This is a genomic window from Massilia sp. 01N410 (assembly GCF_056399665.1).
Window position 1 is genome coordinate 1 of the sequence record NZ_JBFTRV010000008.1, and the last position, 22,807, is coordinate 22,807.

Here is a 22,807-nt window from a genome sequence, read left to right on the forward strand (position 1 = left end):
TCAATGTGAACGTGAACCAGCAGCTTGCACAGTTCCAGCAGATCGGCGTGAATGTCCTCAACAACAACGGCGTCATCGGCGCCGGGTTCCGCGGCCCCGATATCGATGTGGCCGCCGCACTGAAGGGCGAAAACAAGCTCACCTTCTGAACCTTCTCCCTGCTGTTCTTTCATCCCGCTGCCGGATTCAATCCCGGCAGCGGGATGAAGTCCGTTAACCCATCCCTCCCCTCTCCCTGTCGACGGCGGCCATGCCGCCAAACTCTCCCTGTCGGTCCGCGCCGAACAGGCCCAGAAAAGTGTTGGGTCCGGGCCATCACCGGCGATGCCTGCCGCCGTTTTCGCGATGCCGTGAACGGCTGGGAAGATCAAGACAATCTCCTTTATTTTCAACGACCTACGCTAAATTTCTCGGCACCACGAAGAAGCTGGCACGCATCCTGCTGATAGTCCATCGAGCGCAAATCAAATGCCTCAACCAACCAACCGACATCCAAGGAGATTTACCATGAAAACCCTGATCATCACCGACCTGGCCCATACCGACAAACTGGACCGCGCAGCCATGGCTGCCGTGCGCGGCGGCTGGAGCATGTTCTCGCCGTCGTACAAGACCGGCGACATCACCTACGCACCCAGCTACGACTCGTCGATCAACGCCGCGCAAACCCTGGGCCAGGTCCAGAACGTGATGACCGCCACCGCCAACGGCTCGGCCTTCGTCGACGGCGTGCACGTCCATAACGACGTCTCGCAAAACGGCCAGAACACCATCGTGCGCCGCTGATCGGCCGCCAAGATCCAATCCCATCATTCCATCATCGAGGAGCATTGCCATGAAAACCCTGACCATCAAAGACCTGGACCGCACCGAACAACTGGACCGCGCAGCCATGCGCACCGTGCGCGGCGGCTGGAGCATGTTCTCGCCGTCGGTCAAGACCGGCGACATCACCTACGCACCGAGCTACGACTCGTCGATCAACGCCGCGCAGAACCTGGGCCAGATGCAGAACGTGATGACGGCCACCGCCAACGGCTCGGCCTTCCTGGACGGCGTCAGCGTGGACAGCAAAGTCCACCAGAACGGCCAGAACAAGATCGTCGGCTGACGAGATCGTAGACCAGGACTAAACAGGAGAACATCATGTCATCCATCGCAATCCACGATCTGGCGCACAGCGCCGCACTCGACAGGCAGGCAATGTCGACGGTCCGGGGCGGCATCGCTGCCCTCGGCAAGGACATCAACGTGAACGTGAACGTCAACCAGCAGCTCGGCCAGTTCCAGCAGATCAGCGTAAACGTCCTCAACAACAATGCCGTGATCGGCGCCGGCTTCGTCGGCCCCGACGTCCAGCTGGCCGCCTCGCTGTGGGGCGCGAACCACGCCGCACTCTGAGCCACCCGGGAGAACCGTCATGAAAACCCTGACCATCACCGACCTCGCCCGCAGCGAGCAACTCGACCGTCCCACCATGTCCGCCGTGCGCGGCGGCTGGAGAGTAAGTTCGCCGTCCTGGTCGTTCGGAAACCTGAGCTATGGCGGCAGCGAGGACTCGTCGATCTCCGCAGTCCAGAACCTGGGCCAGCAACAGAATGTCCTGACCGCCACCGCCAACGGCGCCGCTTTCGTCGACGGTGTTCACGTGGACAACGACGCGACCCAACGCGGCGGCAACACCATCATCCGCCGCTGAGGGCATGCACGGCAGTCGGAAAACCGATAAATTTGGACTACACTGGGGAGACCGGCCTCCGGTCTCCCTTCTTCCAGTACGGAGAGGCATCATGGCTACCATTACCGTCAAAGATCTTCCCACCAACATGGCGCTGGAGCGCAAGGCAATGTCGGTGATCCATGGCGGCGATGGCGCGCCCTGGGTCTTTGGCTGGATCCAGCCTTATCTGGAGGCGGGACCAAGCCAATTCCCGGTAATCAACTTCTACCAGATCAATAATTTTGCCGACCAGATGATCAACCAGTACCAGATGGTCTCGGTCAACAACACCGGCGCGAACGCCAACCTGAACCTGAGCGTGGACGAAAGCAGCCTGAACAAGGCACTGCATCGAACCTGAGCCGGACCTGAACCGGATCCGAGCCGCACATGAGCTGCAACACGACCTTCCACTGGACTTCCGCCGCGCACACCGACGTGGGCCGGGTGCGCAGCCGCAACGAGGACGCCTACCTGGACCAGCCGCAGCGGGGCTTGTGGGCTGTGGCCGACGGCATGGGTGGACATGCCTTCGGCGATGTGGCGAGCCGGACAGTCGTCGATACGCTCGAGAATCTGCCGCTTCCCGCCGACATGGCGCAATGCATCGACGCCACGCGCGAGCGGCTCGGACAAGTCAATGCGACCCTGCGTGCCGAAGCGCGCGTGCGGCAGGTGCCGGTCATCGGAAGTACCGCCGTCGTCCTGCTCGCCTGCGGAACGGAGGCCGCCTGCCTGTGGGCGGGAGACAGCCGCATCTACCTGTACCGCCATGGCCGCCTGCAGCAGCTCACGCGCGATCACAGCCAGGCGGCGGCGCTGCGCGCGCGCGGCGAGGATGCGGCGGCGGCGGCGGTCGGCGCCAACATGATCACCCGGGCGGTAGGCGCCAGCGATGTGCTGGAGCTCGACGTGACGACCCTGGCAACGCAGGACGGCGACATCTTCCTGCTGTGCAGCGACGGCCTCAGCAACCCTGTGCCCGAGCAGGCGATCCGCGAGACGCTCGCCTGCGGCGATTGCGCCCAGGCGGTGCAGACCCTGGTCGGGCTGGCGCTGGCAAATGGCGGCCGCGACAATGTGACGGTCATCGTGGCGCGCGCTTCGGACATGTCGGGCGACAAGACCCTGATGAACCCCGCACTGTAGTACCTGTGCGCTCAGTGGGTCTTGCGAAAATCCTTCGAGTGCAGGCCGTGCTTCTTCAACAGGATCTGCAGGTGGGAGCGGTTCATGTCCCAGCGCCGCGCCAGCTCGGCTACCGTCCCGCCGACTTCCTGCAATCCCCGCTCGAGGCAATGGCGCTCGGCCTCGTCGCTGGCGGCCCGTTTGGCTTCCGCCAGCGACACGCTTGCCGCGAGCGCCTCCGCCGTCGCCCCAGCGCCTGGTGTCGCGGTCGTGCCGGCCGCCGCGGGCCGGATGTCTTCCGGCAGGTGCGCCAGGTCGGCCGTCTCGCCGGCCAGGCAGGCGAGACGGTACATGATATTGCGCAGTTCGCGGATATTCCCCGGGTAGCCGTAGCGCAGCAGAAAATCGCGCAGGCGCGCCGTCAGCGCCACCGGCCGCCGCTTCAGGGCCTCCGCCGCCTCGTCGCCGTAATAGGCCAGCAGCAACGGGATCTCATCCTTGCGCTCGCGCAGCGGCGGCAAGGTCACGTGGATCACGCTGAGACGATAGAACAGGTCTTCGCGGAACGTGCCCTGCTCGATCAGCTTGCGCAGGTTCTTGTTGGTCGCCGCGACGATGCGCGCATCGACGGCAATCGTCTCGTCGGAACCGACCCGCTGGATTTCGTGCGACTGCAGCACGCGCAACAGCTTCACCTGGCCGGGCAAGGGAAGTTCGCCGATCTCGTCGAGGAAGATGGTGCCTTTGTGCGCGCTCTCGAACTTCCCCTTGCGGTCGTTGGAGGCGCCCGTGAACGCCCCCTTCTTGTGACCGAACAGTTCCGATTCGAGCAGGCTGTCGGGAATCGCACCGCAGTTGACCGAAATATAGGGCTTGTCGGCCCGTGCGCCGTTGGCGTGGATCACCTTGGCCATCAGCTCCTTGCCGGTACCGCTTTCGCCGTCGACCAGCACGGGCAGGTCGGTGGGCGCCGCCTTCTCGGCGATCTCGAGGGCGTCGAGCAGCTTGGGGTTGTCGCCGAAGGTGCCTTCGAACACGAAGCTGCGCGCCAGCAGTGCGCGGCGCCGTTCGCCGCTCGGCGGTTCGGCGACCGGTTCTTCCCCGGTCCGGCGTTCCATGTCGGCACCGACGGCCTGGACGAAACGCTCCTTGTGCGACAGCTGCATGACCTCGTCGCGCAGCGTATTCGCCTGGCGCAGCAGCTTGTCGACGTCCGGACGTTCGAGCCGGGTGGCCCAGCGCAGGGTCGAGCGCATGATCTCGATCTTTTCCAGCAAGGCCGCATACGACATCGCCGATCCGCGCTCGCCGCCGGGATTGAACAGTTTCATGACATCCCCGCACCCAGCTGTTTCTGCACCAGCTCGTAGTACATGCCGCGCCGCGCCAGCAATTCCTCATGGCGCCCCTGTTCGACGATCTTTCCTTCGTAGAGCACGACGATCTTGTCGGCCCGTATGATCGTGCTGAGCCGGTGCGCGATGATGACGGCGGTACGGCCGGCCAGGATGGCTTCCATATTCGCCATGATATTGCTTTCCGACTGGGTGTCGAGGGCCGAGGTCGCCTCATCGAACACCAGCAGGCGCGGGTCGTGGTAGAGCGCGCGCGCGATGCACAGGCGCTGCACCTGCCCGCCGGACAGACCGACGCCGCGCTCGCCCACCACCTGCTCGTAGCCGAGCGGCAGCTTGCTGATGAAGGCATGGGCATCGGCCATCTTCGCCACTTCCTCGACGCGGCGGCGGTCCGGACTGTCGTCGCCGCTGGCGATGTTTTCGGCGATGGTGCCGGAGAACAGCAGGTTGCTCTGCATGACATAGCCGACCTGGGCCCGGTAATAGCCGCGGTCGATGACGTTCATCTCATAGCCGTCGACGAAGATTTTGCCCTCGCTGGGCGGATAGAAGCCCACCAGCAGCTTCGCCAGCGTCGTCTTGCCGGAACCGCTGCGGCCGACGATCGCCACCAGCTGGCCCGGCTTGATGTCGATGTCGATGTCCTCGAGCACATAAGGCGTGTCATCGCCGCCGTAGCGGAAATACATGTGCTCCAGCTTGAGCTCGCCCCGCAGGTCGGGCAGCACGACGCGCGCCGCGACGTCGGCGGGCTTCTGTTCCGGTTCGATGTCGAGCACGTCGCCGAGGCGCTCCATCGCGACCGTGGCGTCGCCCATGCGGCTCCACAGGCCCACCAGGCCCATCAGCGGCCCCAGCACGCTGCCCATCAGGGCATTGAAGGCCATCAGCTGGCCGATGGTCAGCTCGCGCGCCAGCACCAGGCTCGCACCGGCCCACAGGATCACGATCGTGGTGGCCGAATTCAATACCTGGCTTGCCAGCCCGACCAGGATGCTGAACGATTGGGAACGGTATTGCGTCTCGAGTGCCTTCACGTATTTCTTTTCCCATTTCAGGCGCACGGGACGCTCGCTGCCCATGCCCTTGATGGTTTCGATGCCGCCCAGCGCCTCCATCAGGAAGGACTGGGCATCCGTCGATGCGGCAAACACCTCCCGCGCGTACTCCTTGATACGGGGTGTCGCGAGCACGGTCAGCGCCACGATCGGGATGACGAAGCCGATCAGCAGCAGGGTCAGCTTGACGTTGTAGAAGAACAGGATGGTGAAGTACATGAAGACCATCAGCAGGTTCAGCAGGGTCGTCACGGTCGACTCGGTGAGGAAAGCGCGGATCGTCTGGTTTTCCGAAAAGCGCGCGAGGATGTCGCCGGTCTTGCGCTTGGCAAAGAAGGAATACGGCAAGGACATCGTGTGCTTGAAGAACTGCGCCATCATCGAAAAATCGAGGTTGCGTACCATGTAGTTGGACAGGTAGGCGCGCAGGGTCGACATGACCTGGGTGAACACGGTGGAGATGACGAGGCCCAGGATCAGCAGGTGCAGCAGGCCGACGTTCTGGTGTACCAGCACGCCGTCGAGGATGTTCTGGATGATCAGGGGCGGGACGATCCCCAGCATCTGGATCACGAAGGTGGCCAGGAACAGGTGCAGCAGGATTTTCCTGTAGGGCCGCAGGTAGCCGACGAAGCGCAGCCATGGCGAACGGGTTGCCGTCAGCTGCAGCAACTGCTCGCCGGGGGTGAACACCAGGCAGGTGCCGCTCCAGCCCCGTTCGAACTCTTCCACGCTCATCTTCTTGAAGCCGACGGCCGGATCGGCGACCCAGACCTGGCTTGGCGAGACACCGTAGACGACCACGTAGTGATACCCCTCCCAGTGCACGATGAAGGGCAGCTCGAAGCCCTGCAGCGCATCGAAGGTGCATTGCACGCCGCGGGTGCCGAAACCGAGCGCCTCGCCGGCGCGCGCCAGGCTGTCCAGGGTGGCGCCTTGCGCGGTCACGTTGGCAAGTTCACGCAGCTTCCCGAGCGTCATGTTGATGCCGTAATGGCGGCACAGCATCGCAAGGCAGGCGGCGCCGCAATCCATTTCCTCGGCCTGTTCGACCCAGGCAAAGCGCTTGATGACTTTTTCTCCGGCCCCCGGACTGGATGCGAGATCGAGCACGACGGGCCGCTTGCGCCGCTCCGCCAGTTTCTTCTGGCGATGCAGTTCGCGTTCGAGAAAGCGGATACGCTCCTCGATCACCTCGCGGAATTTCGCATTGCGCTCCAGGATGAAATGCGCGGACTTCTCCGGGATGACCAGCACGGTGGCGTCCGTCGAGGCCAGTACCGTGGCGGGCTGTTCCTGGCGCATCAGGGAGGCGCGCTCGCCGAAGATCTCGCCCGGCCCCAGCGTGGCCAGCACGAATTCGTCGCTGCTGTCGTGGACCACGACCCGCACTTCGCCCTGGCGTACGACGTACAGCCGGCGGTCGTCGCGCGATCCCTGCTTCAGGATCTCCTTGCCGGCGCTGACGCGCTTGACGCCGACGCTGCGCACGAAATCGTCCAGCTCGGGCTTGCTGACCTTGCCGCGCAAATCGAACAGCCGCGCAACCAGGCCGCCTGCCGAGCTGACCGCCACATAGTTGTTGATGAAGTCCAGCGCCGCCGGGTTACGGGCAACGACCGGTTCGATCGCCGTGCGCGGGATGAACCACAGCTCCGTCTTCAGCGCCGCGCGCGCCGACAGCTCGTGCCGATAGCTGCGCAGCATGGCGATCTCGGCGAACACTTCGCCCGCCTTGCGCACGCCCATGCTGGTTTCCTTGCCATGTTCCTCGCTGAACATGCGTACCGAGCCGGAGCGGATGACGACCAGCCCATCGGCGGCGTCGCCCGCGCTGCAGATGGTATCGCCGAAGGCGTAGGCACGCGTTTCGATCGCGGCCGCGAGCGTTTCCAGCTCCTCGGCCGTGAAGACGGACAGGATCTCGACGGCGGCCAGGAATTCGGCGGGAGATTGCTCTTGTTTCGCAACTGAGTCCATGTCGGTGTCCCGCGAACCCGTCCCTCATGTTGCGGCCGCCGCCAGCTCAACGCGCGGGACAGGCCTCGATGATGTGCTCCTGCGCCCGCGCCGCCAGCCATTCCTCGCGCAGCAGGCGGCGTACCTCCACGGTGGTGTCCTCGTCCAGCGCCGCGGGATGCCTGGCGTTGACCGCGTAGATTTCGAACAACGTCCGGTCGGCCGAGGGGAAAGGGCCCAGCAGGTCGCCCGCCGCGGCATTGAACACGCGCGCCTCGATGTCGGGCCGCAGGGAGCCGCGCAGTACCCGTCCGATCACCCCGCCGTTCTCGCGCGCATCGCCGACCGAATGCTCGTTCACCATCTCGGCAAAGCTGTCCGGATCGTCGGCCAGCGCCGACATCATTTCCTTGGCCTTGCCTTCGGAGTCGAGCACGATATGGCTGATCTCGACGCTGTCGAACTTCGGCGAGTTAAGCTTGAAATAGTGCTCGATGGCTTGCGGGCTGCACACCTGTTCCATCATCTTTTCCTGGGTCAGGCTGTCGACGATGAAATCCTCGAACTCGTCCAGGCTGATGCCCAGCACGTCGAGGTAGTGGTTCATGTCGGCCGCCCGGTGCAGGCCCTGGATGCGCCGGAACTGGTCGGCGCGCTCCTGGATCGCTTCCGGGGCAAGCTGCACGCCCTGCTTTTTCGCCGCCAGCACGGTCAGCTTGTCGCGCACCATCTGCTCGACGAGTCCTTCGAACTGCCCGGTCAGCTTGAGTGTCCGGATGAAGTCTTCCGTATCGATGACGGTGTCGTCGATGCGCACAATCCCGGCCATGGTCTCTCCCTCGTCGACGTCCTCGTCCTATCCGTTGTAGCAGGCCGTCGGGCAAAGTCAATGTCGGCGGGACGGTGCCGGTTAAAAGCGCAGCGCCAGGTAGACGCCGGCGACGCCCAGGCTCGCCAGGGTGACCGGTATGCCGACGCGTGCGTGGCGTTTCCAGTCGATGGCGATGCCGCGCCTGGCCGCGGCGTCCACCACGATGATGTTCGCAATGCTGCCGACGATGAGCAAATTGCCGGACAGGGTGCTCACCAGCGCAAGCAGCGCACCGCCGATCTCGTGGTGGACCACAGGGATCAGCAGCATCACGGCGGGAACGTTGGATACCAGGTTGGAAAGCAGGAAAGTCGCAAAAAACAAGGGTGCCGGATGATCCAGCTGCACCCCGTGTTCGCCAAGGCGGGCGACGAGATCCGCGGCGATGCCGGTGCGCTGGAATGCATGGTTGACGACGAACAGGCTCATGAATAAAACCAGCAGCTCCCAGTCGACCAGGCCCAGCATGTTCTGGGAACGCAACTGGCGGCTCATGAGGAGGATGCCGGCGCCGATGAGCGCCATATGCTCTCTCGGCCACGGTGCGACAAGGAACGCCACCAGCAGCACGCCGGCGACGGCCAGTCCCTTTGCCGTCTGCCAGGCATCGAAGGGCACTTCCGCGGTGTGCGGCTCGGGAGCCGGCACCGACTGTGCCGCGGGATCGCCGGCTTCCTGCCAGCGACCACCGGTCTGCCACACGACCAGGGCCCAGCTTGCAAGCAGCCCCAGCGCGACGGGAGCGATCGCCTCCAGGAAGTAGCCGTCGAACGACAGCCGCAAGGTCTGGCCGATCAGCATGTTCTGCGGATTGCCGATCAAGGTCGCGGCCGAGCCGATATTGGAGGCACAGGCGAGTGCCAGCAGGAAAGGTATTGGGGCCAGGCCACGCCGCCTGCAGGCATCGATCAGCACCGGGGCAACCGCCAGGCAGACGATGTCGTTGCTGAATACGGCCGAGAGTGCGGCCGCGATCACGACCAGCACCGCCAGGAGCCCCGGCGGCCCCAGCGACAAGCCGGCCAGCTTGCGGGTGATCCAGTCGTAGAATCCCCCGAGACGCATTTGCGCCGATACGACCATGAAGGCAAACAGCAAGGCCATCGTCGGCAAATGAATGGCAGCCACCGCGTCCTCGAGGCTCAGGGCATCGATGCTGATCAGTGCGATGGCCCCGAGCAGGGCAACCCCGGTCCGGTCGAGCCTCAGGAATGGCAGCCCCCCAAGGATCATGCCGAGATAAACGATAAGAAAGATAATAAGGATCGTGGTAGTCATATTGTTTCAATCGCAAACTGTCCCCGATTCTAACAAGCTAATAAAATTGCCCACCGCCAGTTTGCGGCACCCCGGCAGGAAACCTGTCTTGGCATTACACTACGCCGTCGGCGAAACACTCCCGGCGGCTTTTTCACGATTAGTAAAGGAAAAACGATGAGCGGATATTTGCAGGGCAAGGAGATGGCAGGCGCAGGTTCGGGCGGCGAGAGCCCGGCCCCGGCGCAACCGGCCCGCAAAGCGGTTACCCTGCCTTCGCTGCTGGCGATGCGCGCGGCCGGCCAGAAAATCGCCATGCTGACCTGCTATGACGCCAGCTTCGCTTCGCTGATGGACCGCTGCGGCGTCGACATCCTGCTGATCGGCGATTCGCTGGGCATGGTCTGCGCCGGCTACGACTCGACCCTGCCGGTGACGGTGGCCGACGTCGCCTACCACACCGCCTCGGTGGTGCGCGGCCGCAAGCACGCCTTCGTGCTGGCCGACCTGCCCTTCGGCAGCTACGGCACCAACCAGCAGGCCTACGACAGCTGCGCCACGCTGATGCGCGCCGGCGCCCAGATGATCAAGATCGAGGGCGGCGCCTGGCTGGCCGACACCGTGCGCTTCCTGACCGAGCGCGGCATCCCGGTCTGCGCCCACATCGGCCTGACCCCGCAATTCGTGCACCAGTTGGGCGGCTACAAGGTGCAGGGCAAGACCGACGCCGGCGCCGAGCAACTCAAGCGCGATGCCCAGGCCCTGCAGGACGCCGGCGCGGCCATGGTGCTGCTGGAAGCGGTGCCGGCAAGCCTGGGCAAGGAAGTAACGGAGCTGCTGCACGTGCCGACCATCGGCATCGGCGCCGGCCCGGACTGCTCCGGCCAGGTGCTGGTGATGCACGACCTGCTGGGCGTCTTCCCGGGCCGCAAGGCGCGCTTCGTGAAGAATTTCATGGATGGCCAGACCAGCATCGACGCCGCGGTGGAAGCCTATGTGGCGGCGGTGAGGGACGGCAGCTTCCCGGCACCGGAACACTGCTTCTGACCGGCGGAGGGTGGCTATGGAGACTTCTTCGACCACCCGCCTCTTTCTGGCCCTGTGGCCGGATCCGGCCGTGCGCGAGCAGCTGCGCGCATGGCGCGAGCTGTGGGACTGGCCGCGCGGCGCCTCGCCGGTCCACACGGATAAACTGCACCTGACCCTGCACTTCCTCGGCAACCAGCCAAGCGAGTCCCTGCCTGCGCTGCTCGACGGCCTGGCCGTTCCCATGTCTCCGTTCCGTCTGAAGCTGGACCTGGCGGAGCTGTGGCATAACGGGGTTGCGGTGCTGGCGCCGTCTTCGGTTCCGCAGGCGCTGCTGGACCTGCATGCCGCGCTCTCGGGCGCCCTGCCCGGCCTGGGGCTGGAGCCGGAGGCGCGGACCTATCGGCCGCACGTGACCATGGCGCGGCGGGCTCGCGGTGCGGAGATTCCGCAGAATGGACCGGTGATCGACTGGCAGATCGACCATTACACGATGGTCGAGTCGAAGACCGGGGATGGCGACGGTTACACAGTGCTGCGCGAGTACCGCTGACTTTTGCGTGGGCTCGGTGAGCCCACGATGCACATCATCGCTTCACGACGCGCGCGTTGGCCGCGATCACGACGCCCGACACGGACAGGATGCCCAGCGCCAGCGCGATATTCGTATGCGCCGCCACCGACCCGATCAGCGGCGGCGCCAGCAACAGGCCCGCATAGCCCAGGGTCGCCACCGTCGCCAGTCCGCCGCCGGCCGACATGCCCGGAATGCGCGCGGCGGCCGCGAAGATCAGCGGCACCAAGTTGGCCGCGGACAGGCCGATCAGCGCGAAGCCGCAGGCCGACAGCACGAAGTGGGTGCTGAGCACGGCCAGCATCAGCCCGGCGAACATGCCGATGCCGCCGATCACCATCACCCGCATCGCGCCGAAGCGCAGCACCAGGCGGTCGCCCGCGAAGCGGCAGGCCGCCATCGCGATCGAGAAGGCGGAATAGCCGAGTGCCGCCGATGCCGGCTCGGCGCGGGTGCGCTCGGTCAGCAGCAGCGCGCTCCAGTCGACTAGCGCGCCTTCGACCGCGAAGCACAGCATGCCGAGCAGGCCGAGGAAGAGCGCCGGGCCGCGCGGCATCGCGAAATGGCTCTCGTGCTTCGAGGGCGCCACCCGCAGCACATAGGGTGAGCACAGCGCGACGATGACGGCGATCGCGATCCCCGCCATCAGCGCGCCGCGGCCGTCGCCCAGGCCGGCGCCGATCAGCATGCCGCCCAGGGCCGCGCCCAGCAGCCCGCCCAGGCTGAAGAAGCCGTGGAAGGACGACATCGTCGGAATGCCGCGCGCGCTTTCCACCTCGCTGGCGTTGGCGTTCATCGACACGTCCAGCACCCCGTTGCTGGCGCCGAAGGCGAAGGCCGCCAGGAACAGCGGCAGCAGGCCGTCCGCGTTCATCAGCAGCACGCCGGTGACGGCGAACAGTCCGCCGCTCGCGAGGGTGACGCTGCGGGTGCTCCAGCGCGCCGACATCCAGCCGGACACCGGCATCGCCGCGATCGCGCCGCCGGCGATGGTCAACAGCAGGAAGCCCAGGGTGCCGGTATCGATGCCGGCGCGCGCCTGGACCAGCGGCACGTGGGCCGCCCACAGGCCGATCCCGGTGCCGTTCAGCAGGAAGACGATGGAGATGGCCCAGCGCGCCGCATTCACGGTCGCTACGCTGGCGGGTTGAAGGTTCTCGACCGGTTTCATGCTTTGACTTTCGCTGCGAGTTTGATGTCGGGGGTGGGGTCGAGCTGGCGCAGGCGCTCCAGCACGTCGGGCGGACAGTCGGCTTCCAGCACCAGCTGATCGGCATCGATCAGAGGCGCGATCAGGAAGGGCGCCGGCGCCTCCAGCCGTTCGTTGAGGACGGCGACCACGCGGCGGCTGGCCGAGGCCAGCATGGCCTGCTTGACCCGGGCCTCCTCGGCATCGCTGGCGCCCAGCCCGCGGTCGGCCTCGACGCTGCAGACGCCGACCACGGCCAGGTTCACGCGCAGCCTGCGGATCTCGTCCACGGTCTGGGCACCCAGCACGGCGCCGGCATGGCCCGCGTAGATCCCGCCCAGCAGGATCACCTTCGTCTTGCGCAGTTCGCCCAATGCCAGCGCGATCTGCGGGCTGTTGGTGATGACGGCGGCGGCGCGCCCGTCTTCGAGCAGGCGGGCGAAGGCCAGGTTGGTGGTACCGGCATCGACCAGGATGGTGTCGCCGGGGCGCACGGCGTCGACCAGCGCCTGGGCCAGCATGGCCTTGCGGTCGCCGGCATCGTCGCTGCGCTGGCCGAAGCTGGGCTCGGCCCGGGTGCGCCGCATCGCGCCGCCATGCACGCGGCGCAGCAGGCCGGCGGCGTCGAGATCGCGCAGGTCGCGCCGGATCGTGTCTTCGGAGGTCTGGAAGCGCAGCGCCAGCTCGGCCGCCAGCACCTTCCCCTGTTGGTCCACCATGTCGACGATCTGTTGCCGACGTTCTTCTGCTAACTGCATTGCTTCTCCTGTTTGTTCGCGATAATGTACAGGCCTAGGTACAAACGTGCAAATAAACGCAATTAAAATGCACGAATGTGCATATTTAGTATGCATGTTGGCAATAAATTGTGGCCTGATAGTTGGTTGGACGATTATTCGTTGTTACACTCGGCCGGTAGAAAAACACATGAAAATCATGGACAAGTCCGCCTCCATCCTCATCGTCGACGACTATCTGCTGATCCGCACCGCGGTCCGCCAGGTGCTGACCGAACTCGGCTTCGTCAACATCTTCCAGGCCGAAAACGGCAAGACGGCCCAGGACCTGATGCGCAAGCAACACGTCGATGTCGTGATCGGCGACTGGAGCATGCCCATCATGAGCGGCCTCGAGCTGCTGGGCTGGATGCGCAAGGACGCGCGCTACGCCGGGACCCCGTACATGATGCTGACCGCCGAGTCGAACCCGGCCTCGGTGCGCAGCGCGCTGCAGGCCGGCGTCAACGCCTACATGATCAAACCCTTCACGGTGCACAGCTTCGCCAGCAAATTCATGGCGATGATCGGCGCGCCCCAGGAAGCCCCGGCCTCGCCGTTCGTGCGCCCGGCCGCTCCCGCGCCTGCCGCTTCCCCGGCGCCGGCGGCACCGCCGGCGCCATTGCTGGCACCGGCCGGCGCCGCCGACGTGATCGGCCTGCAGCAGCCGCTGGCCGAGCGCATCAAGAAAAGCACGGTGCTGATCGTCGACGACGTGCCGACGAATATCGAGATCCTGGCCGGCGCCCTGAAGGACGAATACGCGATCAAGGTGGCGATCAGCGGCCGCAAGGCGATCGAGATCGCCGACAGCTTCCAGATCGACCTGATCCTGCTGGACATCATGATGCCGGTGATGGACGGCTTCGAAACCTGCCGCCAGCTGAAGGCGAATCCGAAGACGGCCGGCATCCCGATCATCTTCCTGTCCGCGAAGGACGCCGTCGACGACGTGGTGGGCGGCCTGCGCCTGGGCGCGGTCGACTATGTGTCGAAGCCGGCCGACCCGACCATCCTGAAGGCGCGCATCGCGACCCACCTGACCCTGGCCGCGGCCATCGCCGACCTGAAGCGCCAGAACGAGCTGCTGGTGGAGAACGCCCACCTGCGCGAGGACGTCGAACGCATGACCCGCCACGACCTGAAAAGCCCGCTGGCGGTGGCCCTGCACGGCAGCCAGGCCTTGCAGGCTAGTTCCCTCAGCGAGACCCAGCGCGAGCACGCGCGCATGATCGAGATGGCGGCCAACAATGCCCTCGAAATGATCAACCGCACGCTCGACATCTACCGCATGGAAAAGGGCGAGTACCAGCCGGCGCTGCAGGCTTTCGACCTGGGCGCCCTGCTCGAGCGCGTGGCCCGGCAGACCCGCCTCGCCTTCGCGCCCAGCGCCATCGGGATCCGCTTCGACGCGCCCAGCGACACGATCTGCCTGGGCGAACCGCTGCTGTGCTATTCGATGTTCTCGAACGCCTTCAAGAACGCGGCCGAAGCCTCGCCGGAGGGCGGCACGATCAGGATCGACGTCTCGCCGGGCTACGGCAAGCTGCACGTGGCGATCGACAACGAGGGCGAAGTGCCGCCGGCCATGCACGGACGCTTCTTCGAAAAGTACGCGACGGCGGACAAGGAAGACGGCAGCGGGCTGGGGACGTATTCGATCCGGCTGATGGCCGAGGTGCAGGGTGGCGGGGCTTCGATGGATAGCGGGGATGGGCGTACGCGGTTGACGATCACGCTGCCCTGCGTTTGATCATTGGCGCTCGCACCCTCGTCCCCGCAGGCGGGGACCCTACGCATCACACCAGCAGCATCAGATGCTCCCGCTCCCAGGAACTGATCACCCGCGAAAACGTCGCAAACTCCAGTTCCTTCACCTCGCAGAAAGCCTGCACGAACAAGGATCCCAGCATCGCCGCCAGCGCCGGGCAGCCGCGCAGCTGCTGGATCGCGTCCTCCAGGTTGCGCGGCAGTTCTCCGTGGATGTGCTCGGCGCTGTCGGGCGTCGGCGCGGCCGGTTGCAGGCCTTCCGTCATGCCCAGCCAGCCGCAGGCCAGGGTCGCCGCCATCGCCAGGTAGGGATTCACGTCCACGCCCGGCACGCGGTTCTCGACCCGGCGGTTGGCCGGGCCGGCGTTCGGCACGCGGATGCCGCAGGTACGGTTGTCGTAGCCCCAGTGCACGTTCATCGGCGCCGACTGGAAGCGCGACAGGCGGCGGTAGGAATTTACATGGGGCGCGAATAATAAGGTCGCTGGAGGCAGGTATTTTTCCAGCCCACCGATGAATTGACGGAACAGCGTGCTCTCGCCGCCATCCTCGTCCGAGAAGATGTTGCGGCCGCTGTCGTCGACGATGCTCTGGTGGACGTGCATCGCACTGCCGGGCTCGGTCTCCATCGGCTTGGCCATGAAGGTGGCGAAGATGCCGTGCCGCAGCGCCGTCTCGCGCACCGCGCGCTTGAACAGGAAGACGCGGTCGGCCAGCTCGAGCGCGTCGCCGTGGGTGAAATTGATCTCCATCTGGCCGGCGCCGGCCTCGTGGATCAGGGTCTCGACGCCCAGCTCGTGCTGCTTGCAGAAGGCCGACAGCTCCAGGAAGAAGGGATCGAAATCGTTGACCGCGTCGATCGAATAGGATTGCCGGCCCTGCTCGGTGAAGCCGCTGCGGCCGGTCGGCGGGCTCAAGGGTTCGTGCGGGTTGGTGTTGCGCGCGACCAGGTAGAACTCCATCTCCGGCGCCACCACCGGCCGCCAGCCGCGCTCGCGGTACTTGTCCAGCACCCGCCGCAGCACGGCGCGCGGCGCCAGCTCGACCGGGCTGCCGTCGAAGTTCTGGCAATCGTGGATCACGCAGGCGACCCGCTCGGTGGCCCAGGGCACGACGCGGATCGTGGCCGGGTCCGGCACGCAGATCATGTCGGGGTCGGTCGAGCCGACGTAGGGCGTGTTGTTCGGCTGCTCGCCGTGGACGGTATTCAGCAGCACGCTCTTCGGCAGGCGCATGTGCTCACCGGTGAGGAACAGGTCTTTCGGGAGGATCTTGCCGCGGGCGATGCCGGTCATGTCCGCGATCACGCACTCGACCTCGTGGATGTTGTGTTCTCGCAGAAAGTCCCGCATGTCCCCGCTGATCGCTTCGGCCATCGCACCCCTCGCTTGCCCCGCTGCGGGTGACTATAGCACCGGCCAGCAGGCCGCCGCGCGCGGCTGGACCCGCGTCCCGATGCCGCAATTCGTTGCCTGAATCCCGCAGTTGGCGTCATTGCCTGTTCCACACGGCGTTTTCTCCGTCATACTTTCGGCATGGAACTGCAAACGACCGAAAGAATGGCCACGGCCCGCATGTGGCGTATCTATGCCTGCGGCTGGCTCGCCTACCTCTGCCTTCTGGCGATTGCCTTGCAGGCGGATGACCTGCGGCATGGCCACGTCAACTGGCGTGCCTCGGCGCCGGTTTTCTGGAGCCTTCCACAGGCACTGTTCCTGGCCCTGCTGTGGCCGCTGAGCGGCTGGCTGGAACGCAAGCGCCTGGCGCTGGGAAGCTTGATATGCGTTCATATCGTCGGCGCCTTTTCCTATCCTGTCGCGATCTACAGCCTGATCGCCACGATCAACGGATTCAGCCAGGCGCTGGGCTGGTACGTCTGGCCCATCCTCTACGGCGCGATGACCTATGGCGTCGTCGCCGCCGCCTTCCACGTCGTGCGCCTGAACGCCACGCGCCAGCGCCAGGCCATCGCCATCCAGCAAGCCCATGCCCTGCTGGTCGCCTCCGAACTGAACGCCCTGCGCAACAAGCTGAACCCCCACTTCCTGTTCAATACCCTGCACTCGATCATCGCGCTCACGCGCCGCAATCCGGAGGCCGCCGAGACCGCGCTGTTCCAGTTCTCGGACATGCTGCGCTACGTGCTCGACACCGAAAAAAGCGGCAGCGACCGCGTCACGCTGGAAGACGAGCTGCGCTTCGTGCGCGACTACCTCGAGCTGGAAAGCCTGCGCCTGGGCGCGCGCCTGAAGGTCGAGTGGGAGCTCGACATTGATGCCGCCCGCATCGCGTTGCCGGCGCTGTCGCTGCAGCCGCTGGTCGAGAACAGCATCAAACACGCGTTCAATCCGCACAGCCGCCCGGGCCTGCTGCGCATCCGCACCCGCCTCGACGATGAGGCCGGAGCCTTGACCATGACCGTCGGCGACGACGGGCCCGGCGCCGACCCCGCCATCGTGAAGCAGTCGAACGGCCTCGGCATCCGCACCGTCGAACGCCGCCTGCAGCTCGAGTACGGCGCCAGGGGCATTCTCTCGATCGCCACCGCGCCCGGCGCCGGTTTCGTCGTGACGATGTCGATCCCGCTCGAATCCGCCTGAATGAAGGAAGCCCTGTGAACACGAAAACCGTATTCATCGCCGAGGACGAGCCGCTGGCCCGCGACCTGCTGCGCGACGCCATCTACGCCCACCCCGCCCTGCGCCTGGCGGGCGAAGCCGGCGACGGCGCCACGGCACTCGAGCAGATCAACCGGATCCGCCCGGACGTGGTCTTCATGGACATCCAGATGCCGGAGATGACCGGCCTGGAAGTGCTGCGCCGCCTGAGCTGCGCACCCGACATCGTCTTCACCACCGCCTACGACCAGTACGCGGTGACGGCCTTCGAGCTGAACGCGGTCGACTACCTGCTCAAGCCTTTTACGCGCGCCCGCTTCGACGCCGCGGTGGCGCGCCTGCTGGAAGCGCCCATGCCGCCGCGCGAGATCGTCGATGCGGCGCTCGAGCAGGCGACGCGGCGCAAGGAAGGTCAACCCGCTGGCCGCCTCGAACGCATCCTGGTGCGTGACCGCGGCCGCATCTTCCCGCTGTCGCTGAACGAGATCGAATATTTGAAAGCGGATTCGAAGTACACGGCCATCGCCGCGCGCGGCCAGACCTTCCTGGTCCGCATCGGCATCTCGGAACTCGAAGCCCAGCTCGATCCAACCCGCTTCATCCGTGTGCACCGCTCGGCGCTGGTGAACCTGGACTTCGTCGATTCGATGCGGGCGGACGACCAGTCGCAGCTGCTCATCCAGATGCGGGACGGGACGATGCTGACGGCGAGCCGGGAGGCTTCGAAGGTGTTGCGGGAGATGGCGATTTGAGAGCTGCGCGGAACTCGTTTCGACCCGCGCCTTGTCAACGTCGTCCCCGCGAAGGCGGGGACCCAAGTTTGCCGAGTCGCTACGAACCTGGGCTCCCGCCTTCGCGGGAACGACGGGTCAGCGGCTGCGGGTCGCTCCTTGCGTTCCCGTTCCTCACACCTGAATCCAGGTCGTCTTCAACTCCGTGTACTTGTCAAACGCATGCAATGACTTGTCGCGCCCATTCCCCGACTGTTTATAGCCGCCAAACGGCACGGTGATGTCGTCATTGTCATACTGGTTCACATGCACGGTCCCGGCCCGCAGCCTGCGCGCCGTGCGGATCGCCTTGCTCATGTCCGCCGTCCACACCGCCGCCGCCAGCCCGTAGGGCGTGCTGTTCGCCTGCCGCACCGCCTCATCCAGATCGGTAAAGGACAGCACGGATAAAACCGGCCCGAAGATCTCCTCGCGCGCAATCCGCATCGAGGCGTCGACGCCATCGAACAGGGTCGGCTCGATATACAGGCCGCCCGTCTCGGCACGCGCGGCGCGTCCGCCCGCCAGCAGGCGCGCGCCGGCCGCCTTGCCGTCTTCGATATAGCCGAGCACCGTCTTCATCTGGATGCCGTCGACGATGGCGCCCATCACGGTGTCCGGGTCGAGCGGATCGCCCGGCGCATACTTCGGCATCAGGGCCAGGGCTTTATCCAGGAAGGCCTCGCGGATCGACTCTTCGACGAACAGGCGCGAAGGCGCGTTGCAGCTCTCTCCCTGGTTGAAGTAGATCGAGCCGATCGCGCCCGCCACCGCGGCGTCCAGGTCCGGGCAGTCGGCGCAGACGATGTTCGCCGATTTGCCGCCCAACTCGGTCCAGGCGCGCTTCAGGTTCGACTGTCCCGCCATCTGCAGGATCTGCTTTCCGACCCGGGTCGAGCCCGTGAAGGCGATGCAGTCGACGTCCATGTGCAGGCCGAGGGCCTTGCCGGCTTCGCCTCCGTAGCCGGGGAGGACGTTGAACACGCCTTCCGGCACGCCGGCCTCCAGTGCCAGCTCGGCCAGGCGTAGTGAAGTCAGCGGCGCCTTTTCCGAAGGCTTGAGCACCAGGCTGTTGCCGGCGGCGAGAGCCGGGCCGATCTTCCAGGCCGCCATCAGCATCGGATAGTTCCAGGGGATGATGGCGGCCACCACGCCCACCGGCTCGCGCTGAATCAGGGCCAGGCTGTCCTGGCCGGTGGGCGCCACTTCGTCATAGATCTTGTCGATCGCCTCGCCGTACCAGCGGATGCAGTTCTGGGCCAGCTGCACGTCGACGCTGCGGCTGTAGCGGATCGGCTTGCCCATGTCGAGGGTCTCCAGCAGGGCCAGCTCGTCGCGCTTGGCCAGCATCAGGTCGGCGAAGCGGATCAGCACGCGCTTGCGATCAGCGGGTGCCTTGGCGGACCAGCGGCCGTCGTCGAAGGCGGCGCGGGCACTGGCGACCGCGGCGTCGACGTCGTCGGGACCGCAGCGCGCGACCTCGCCGAGCTGGCGTCCGTCGATCGGCGAGATACAGTCGAAACGGGCGCCGGAGGCCGCGTCAATACGCCTGCCATCGATGACGGCGCGGCCGTCGATCCGCACCGTTTTGGAACGTTCATGCCAGGATTCGGTAGTCATTGTGTCCCCTCTGGAGTCATGATTGTTGTCAGGCCGATACTAGCAAACAAAATCGATCCAATTGACGATTTATGCCGCTATAATCGCGAATTTTTCCAGCCAGAATTTCCTCTTTCCCGCTGCCCGGAGCACTTAATGAATACCATCCTGATTACGTCTGTCGTGCTCTACCTGCTGGGCACCCTGGGCCTGGGCATGTGGGCCGGCACGAGGATCAAGAACACGTCCGACTTCGCCGTGGCCGGCCGCAGCCTGCCGCTGATCATGGTGATCACCACGACCTTCGCCACCTGGTTCGGTGCCGAGACCGTGATGGGCATTCCCGCCAGGTTCGTGCAGGGCGGCCTGAACGGACTGGTCGAAGACCCCTTCGGCGCCGGCACCTGCCTGATCCTGGTCGGCCTGTTCTTCGCGGCCCGCCTGTACAAGCTTAACCTGCTGACCATCGGCGACTATTACCGCGCGCGCTACGGCAAGGGCATCGAGGTGTTCTGCTCGGCGGCCATCATCCTGTCCTACCTGGGCTGGGTGGCGGCGCAGATCACGGCGCTGGGCCTGGTCTTTTCCGTCCTGACCGGCGGCGCGATGTCGGAGACCGCCGGCATGATCGTCGGTACCCTGGCCGTGCTGATCTATGTGGTGGTCGGCGGCTTCCTGGCGGTGGCGATCACCGACTTCATCCAGATGATCGTGCTGGTGGTGGGCATGTCCATCATCGCCGTGTTCTCGTCCGAGCTGGCCGGCGGCACCGGCGCCGTGCTGCACATGATCCAGCAGAAGGACCTGTGGAATTTCCTGCCGCAGGCGAAGTTCACCGACATCGCCTTCTTCGTCGGCGCGGCCGTGACGATGATGCTGGGCTCGATCCCGCAGCAGGACGTGTTCCAGCGCGTGATGTCGGCCAAGAACGCGCCGACCGCGCGCGCCGGCGCCGTGATCGGCGGCGCCAGCTACATCCTGTTCGCCTTCGTCCCGATGTTCATCGTCGCCTGCGCCGTGATCGTGATGGGCAACGATGCGATGGAACTGGCCAAGAGCGATTACCAGCGCGTGCTGCCGACCTTCGTGATGACGAAGATGCCCCTGATCATGCAGATCCTGTTCTTCGGCGCGCTGCTCTCCGCGATCAAGAGCACCTCCTCGGCCACCCTGCTGGCGCCGTCGACCAGCTTCACCGAGAACATCCTCAAGAACCTGCGCCCGGGGATGAGCGACCGCCAGCAGCTGTTCGCCATGCGCGTCACCATCGTCGTGTTCGCGGCGCTGGTGCTGACCTACGCGATCGCGATGAAGGGCACCTCGATCTACGAACTGGTGTCCTCGGCCTACCAGGTGACACTGGTCGGCGCTTTCGTGCCGCTGGTGATGGGCCTGTACTGGAAGCGCGCCACCACCCAGGGCGCGATCCTGTCGATCGCGGCCGGCATCGCGGTCTGGATCGTGTTCTTCCCGCAGCTATCGTCACTGGGCGAGCATTTCCCGGGACAGCTGGCCGGGCTGATCGCGGCGTTCGCGGGCATGATCGTGGGGTCGCTGGCGCCGCAGGTGCTCAAGAATCGGCATGAGCCGCACAAGACGGCGTTGAGTGTGTAAATCGTAAATGGCCCCGGCTGATGCTCGGGGCCTTTCAGTTTGTCAGTCCATCCACCCTCTTCCGCGCACATCATCCAAAGTCAGGTCCAGGCAAAACCTGATCCGCTCCACCATCTCATCGATCTGCGCACAGCTCATCACCAGCGGCGGCGCCACGATCATCCGGTCTCCCACCGCCCGCATGATCACCCCGTTGTCGAACATATGGCCCCGGCACACCATGCCTACCGCCAGTTCGCGCGGGAAGGCTTCGCAGTCGTGCAGCGTGGCGCCCTTGCGCCGCACCAGGTTCAGGCCCGCCGCCATGCCCATGCTCTCGGCGTGTCCCACCAGCGGATGCGAGGCCAGCGCCCCGAACGCGGCTTTCAGGTAAGGGCCGGTCGAAAGCAGAACGCGCTCGACCAGGCCTTCATCGATCATGATGCGCAGGTTCTCGAGCGCCGCCGCGCAGGCGACAGGGTGGCCTGAATAGGTGAAGCCGTGGTTGAAGTCGCCGCCCTTCTCGACCAGGGTATGCGCGACCCTGGCGCCCACCAGCACGCCGCCCAGCGGTACATAGCCCGACGTCACGCCCTTGGCGAAGGCGATCAGGTCGGGCCGGAAGCCCATCAGCTGGCAGCCGAACCACGTGCCCAGGCGGCCGAAGCCGCAGATCACTTCGTCGGATACCAGCAGCACGCCGTACTTGTCGCAGATGCGCTGGATTTCGGGCCAGTAGGTCGGCGGCGGGATGATCACGCCGCCCGCGCCCTGCACCGGCTCGCCGATGAAGGCGGCCACCGTGTCGGGCCCGAGTTCGAGGATCTTCTCTTCCAGCCAGCCGGCCGCGTGCAGGCCGAATTCGGCTTCGCTCATGCCGCGCCCATGCTCGGCGAAGTTCGGCTGTCCGATGTGGTGGATGCCGGGTATCGGCAGCGCGCCCTGCGCATGCATGGCGTCCATGCCGCCCAGCGAGGCGCCGGCCACGGTGCTGCCGTGATAGGCGTTGCGGCGGCTGATGATGGCCTGGCGCTGCGGCTGCCCCATCAGCTGCCAGTAGCGCCACACCATGCGCACGATGGTGTCGTTGGCTTCCGAGCCCGAGCCGGTGAAGAACACGTGCTGCATGCCCGCATCGACCTTGCGCGCCAGTTCGACCAGGCGCGCCGCCAGCATCAGCGCCGGCACATTGGTCGTGTTGAAGAAGCTGTTATAGAAAGGCAGCGTGTCCATCTGCCTGGCCACGGCGGCGCTCATGCTCGCGCGGCCGTAGCCGACGTTCACGCACCACAGGCCGGACATGCCGTCGATGAGCTTGCGGCCTTCAGAATCCCATAGGTAGATGCCGTCGCCGCGCACCATCACGCGCGCCCCGCGTTCGCGCAGCGCGCCGTGGTCGGTGAAGGGATGCAGGTAATGCGCGCTGTCGAGCTCCTGCAGCGCGCGCGTGTCAAATGTTCCCGGGCTGTCCACCTCCCGGACCGGCGCGAGCACGTCGGCCGTCACAATGTCGCTTGCCATGATCGACTCCCATCGTTATT

At 65.6% G+C, this 22,807-nt stretch carries 22 protein-coding genes; 13 read left to right on the forward strand and 9 right to left on the reverse strand.

The window, feature by feature from the left end:
* The first annotated feature begins 507 nt into the window (after nt 1–507).
* The 6 genes from AC1DOP_RS12710 to AC1DOP_RS12735 all read left to right on the forward strand — a co-directional run bounded on the left by AC1DOP_RS12710 (nt 508) and on the right by AC1DOP_RS12735 (nt 2,869).
* Nucleotides 508–786, forward strand: a complete 279-nt coding sequence (locus tag AC1DOP_RS12710) for a hypothetical protein (RefSeq protein ID WP_477251528.1) — start codon at nt 508–510, stop codon at nt 784–786.
* A gap of 49 nt (nt 787–835) precedes the next feature.
* Entirely contained in the window at nt 836–1,111 is a 276-nt protein-coding gene (locus AC1DOP_RS12715; protein ID WP_477251530.1) for a hypothetical protein, read from the forward strand.
* Nucleotides 1,112–1,146: 35 nt separating this feature from the next.
* Nucleotides 1,147–1,401: a hypothetical protein gene (locus tag AC1DOP_RS12720; RefSeq protein WP_442122879.1), complete on the forward strand. Its 255-nt coding sequence runs from the start codon at nt 1,147–1,149 to the stop codon at nt 1,399–1,401.
* A gap of 19 nt (nt 1,402–1,420) precedes the next feature.
* Nucleotides 1,421–1,699 (forward strand): hypothetical protein, encoded by a 279-nt coding sequence (locus tag AC1DOP_RS12725; RefSeq protein WP_442122878.1) that lies wholly within the window; start codon nt 1,421–1,423, stop codon nt 1,697–1,699.
* A gap of 91 nt (nt 1,700–1,790) precedes the next feature.
* Nucleotides 1,791–2,081: a hypothetical protein gene (locus AC1DOP_RS12730; RefSeq protein WP_477251533.1), complete on the forward strand. Its 291-nt coding sequence runs from the start codon at nt 1,791–1,793 to the stop codon at nt 2,079–2,081.
* A 29-nt stretch (nt 2,082–2,110) separates the two neighbouring features.
* Nucleotides 2,111–2,869 carry a PP2C family protein-serine/threonine phosphatase gene (locus tag AC1DOP_RS12735; RefSeq protein WP_477251535.1) on the forward strand — a complete coding sequence of 253 codons (759 nt, stop codon included), beginning with the start codon at nt 2,111–2,113 and terminating at the stop codon, nt 2,867–2,869.
* Nucleotides 2,870–2,880: 11 nt separating this feature from the next.
* On the opposite strand, the gene AC1DOP_RS12740 is transcribed toward AC1DOP_RS12735, so the two are convergent.
* The 4 genes from AC1DOP_RS12740 to AC1DOP_RS12755 form a co-directional block, all read right to left on the reverse strand.
* Nucleotides 2,881–4,179 (reverse strand): sigma-54 interaction domain-containing protein, encoded by a 1,299-nt coding sequence (locus tag AC1DOP_RS12740; protein ID WP_477251537.1) that lies wholly within the window; start codon nt 4,177–4,179, stop codon nt 2,881–2,883.
* Nucleotides 4,176–7,244 (reverse strand): peptidase domain-containing ABC transporter, encoded by a 3,069-nt coding sequence (locus tag AC1DOP_RS12745; protein WP_477251539.1) that lies wholly within the window; start codon nt 7,242–7,244, stop codon nt 4,176–4,178. Before AC1DOP_RS12745 ends, AC1DOP_RS12740 begins: the two co-directional genes overlap by 4 nt.
* Nucleotides 7,245–7,290: 46 nt before the next feature.
* Nucleotides 7,291–8,052: a peptidylprolyl isomerase gene (locus AC1DOP_RS12750; RefSeq protein WP_442122873.1), complete on the reverse strand. Its 762-nt coding sequence runs from the start codon at nt 8,050–8,052 to the stop codon at nt 7,291–7,293.
* Nucleotides 8,053–8,133: 81 nt separating this feature from the next.
* A complete protein-coding gene (locus AC1DOP_RS12755; protein ID WP_477251542.1) occupies nt 8,134–9,372 on the reverse strand; it encodes an anion transporter in 1,239 nt (412 codons plus the stop codon).
* Nucleotides 9,373–9,528: 156 nt separating this feature from the next.
* Here AC1DOP_RS12755 and panB point away from each other — a divergent pair, with 156 nt between their 5' ends.
* Together panB and thpR are read left to right on the forward strand one after the other, a co-directional pair.
* Nucleotides 9,529–10,398, forward strand: coding sequence for a 3-methyl-2-oxobutanoate hydroxymethyltransferase (gene panB / locus AC1DOP_RS12760; protein ID WP_477251544.1), 870 nt, complete (start codon nt 9,529–9,531; stop codon nt 10,396–10,398).
* Between the two features lie 16 nt (nt 10,399–10,414).
* Nucleotides 10,415–10,930: an RNA 2',3'-cyclic phosphodiesterase gene (thpR, locus tag AC1DOP_RS12765; protein ID WP_477251546.1), complete on the forward strand. Its 516-nt coding sequence runs from the start codon at nt 10,415–10,417 to the stop codon at nt 10,928–10,930.
* 34 nt (nt 10,931–10,964) lie between these two features.
* On the opposite strand, the gene AC1DOP_RS12770 is transcribed toward thpR, so the two are convergent.
* Entirely contained in the window at nt 10,965–12,122 is a 1,158-nt protein-coding gene (locus AC1DOP_RS12770) for an MFS transporter (protein WP_477251548.1), read from the reverse strand.
* The gene (locus AC1DOP_RS12775) at nt 12,119–12,898 is read right to left on the reverse strand and encodes a DeoR/GlpR family DNA-binding transcription regulator (protein ID WP_477251550.1); all 780 of its coding nucleotides are present in this window, start codon (nt 12,896–12,898) and stop codon (nt 12,119–12,121) included. Before AC1DOP_RS12775 ends, AC1DOP_RS12770 begins: the two co-directional genes overlap by 4 nt.
* A gap of 169 nt (nt 12,899–13,067) precedes the next feature.
* Between AC1DOP_RS12775 and AC1DOP_RS12780 the strand changes: the two genes are divergently transcribed.
* Nucleotides 13,068–14,669 carry a response regulator gene (locus AC1DOP_RS12780; protein WP_477251552.1) on the forward strand — a complete coding sequence of 534 codons (1,602 nt, stop codon included), beginning with the start codon at nt 13,068–13,070 and terminating at the stop codon, nt 14,667–14,669.
* 46 nt (nt 14,670–14,715) lie between these two features.
* Here AC1DOP_RS12780 and AC1DOP_RS12785 read toward each other — a convergent pair whose 3' ends face one another.
* Nucleotides 14,716–16,062: a glutamine synthetase family protein gene (locus AC1DOP_RS12785; protein ID WP_442122866.1), complete on the reverse strand. Its 1,347-nt coding sequence runs from the start codon at nt 16,060–16,062 to the stop codon at nt 14,716–14,718.
* On the opposite strand from AC1DOP_RS12785, the gene AC1DOP_RS12790 reads away from it, so the two are divergent.
* The 3 genes from AC1DOP_RS12790 to AC1DOP_RS12800 all read left to right on the forward strand — a co-directional run bounded on the left by AC1DOP_RS12790 (nt 16,037) and on the right by AC1DOP_RS12800 (nt 18,056).
* Nucleotides 16,037–16,162 (forward strand): hypothetical protein, encoded by a 126-nt coding sequence (locus tag AC1DOP_RS12790; RefSeq protein ID WP_477251734.1) that lies wholly within the window; start codon nt 16,037–16,039, stop codon nt 16,160–16,162. The two genes, AC1DOP_RS12785 and AC1DOP_RS12790, sit on opposite strands and share 26 nt — an antisense overlap.
* An 83-nt stretch (nt 16,163–16,245) precedes the next feature.
* Nucleotides 16,246–17,286 (forward strand): sensor histidine kinase, encoded by a 1,041-nt coding sequence (locus tag AC1DOP_RS12795; RefSeq protein ID WP_477251555.1) that lies wholly within the window; start codon nt 16,246–16,248, stop codon nt 17,284–17,286.
* A 14-nt stretch (nt 17,287–17,300) separates the two neighbouring features.
* Nucleotides 17,301–18,056, forward strand: a complete 756-nt coding sequence (locus AC1DOP_RS12800; RefSeq protein WP_442122864.1) for a LytR/AlgR family response regulator transcription factor — start codon at nt 17,301–17,303, stop codon at nt 18,054–18,056.
* A gap of 153 nt (nt 18,057–18,209) precedes the next feature.
* Here AC1DOP_RS12800 and AC1DOP_RS12805 read toward each other — a convergent pair whose 3' ends face one another.
* Entirely contained in the window at nt 18,210–19,694 is a 1,485-nt protein-coding gene (locus AC1DOP_RS12805) for an aldehyde dehydrogenase (protein ID WP_442122863.1), read from the reverse strand.
* Nucleotides 19,695–19,829: 135 nt separating this feature from the next.
* Between AC1DOP_RS12805 and AC1DOP_RS12810 the strand changes: the two genes are divergently transcribed.
* A complete protein-coding gene (locus tag AC1DOP_RS12810) occupies nt 19,830–21,287 on the forward strand; it encodes a high affinity choline transporter 1 (RefSeq protein WP_442122862.1) in 1,458 nt (485 codons plus the stop codon).
* Nucleotides 21,288–21,329: 42 nt separating this feature from the next.
* On the opposite strand, the gene AC1DOP_RS12815 is transcribed toward AC1DOP_RS12810, so the two are convergent.
* Complete coding sequence (locus AC1DOP_RS12815; protein WP_477251558.1) at nt 21,330–22,787, reverse strand: aspartate aminotransferase family protein; 1,458 nt, start codon at nt 22,785–22,787, stop codon at nt 21,330–21,332.
* Nucleotides 22,788–22,807 lie beyond the last annotated feature (20 nt).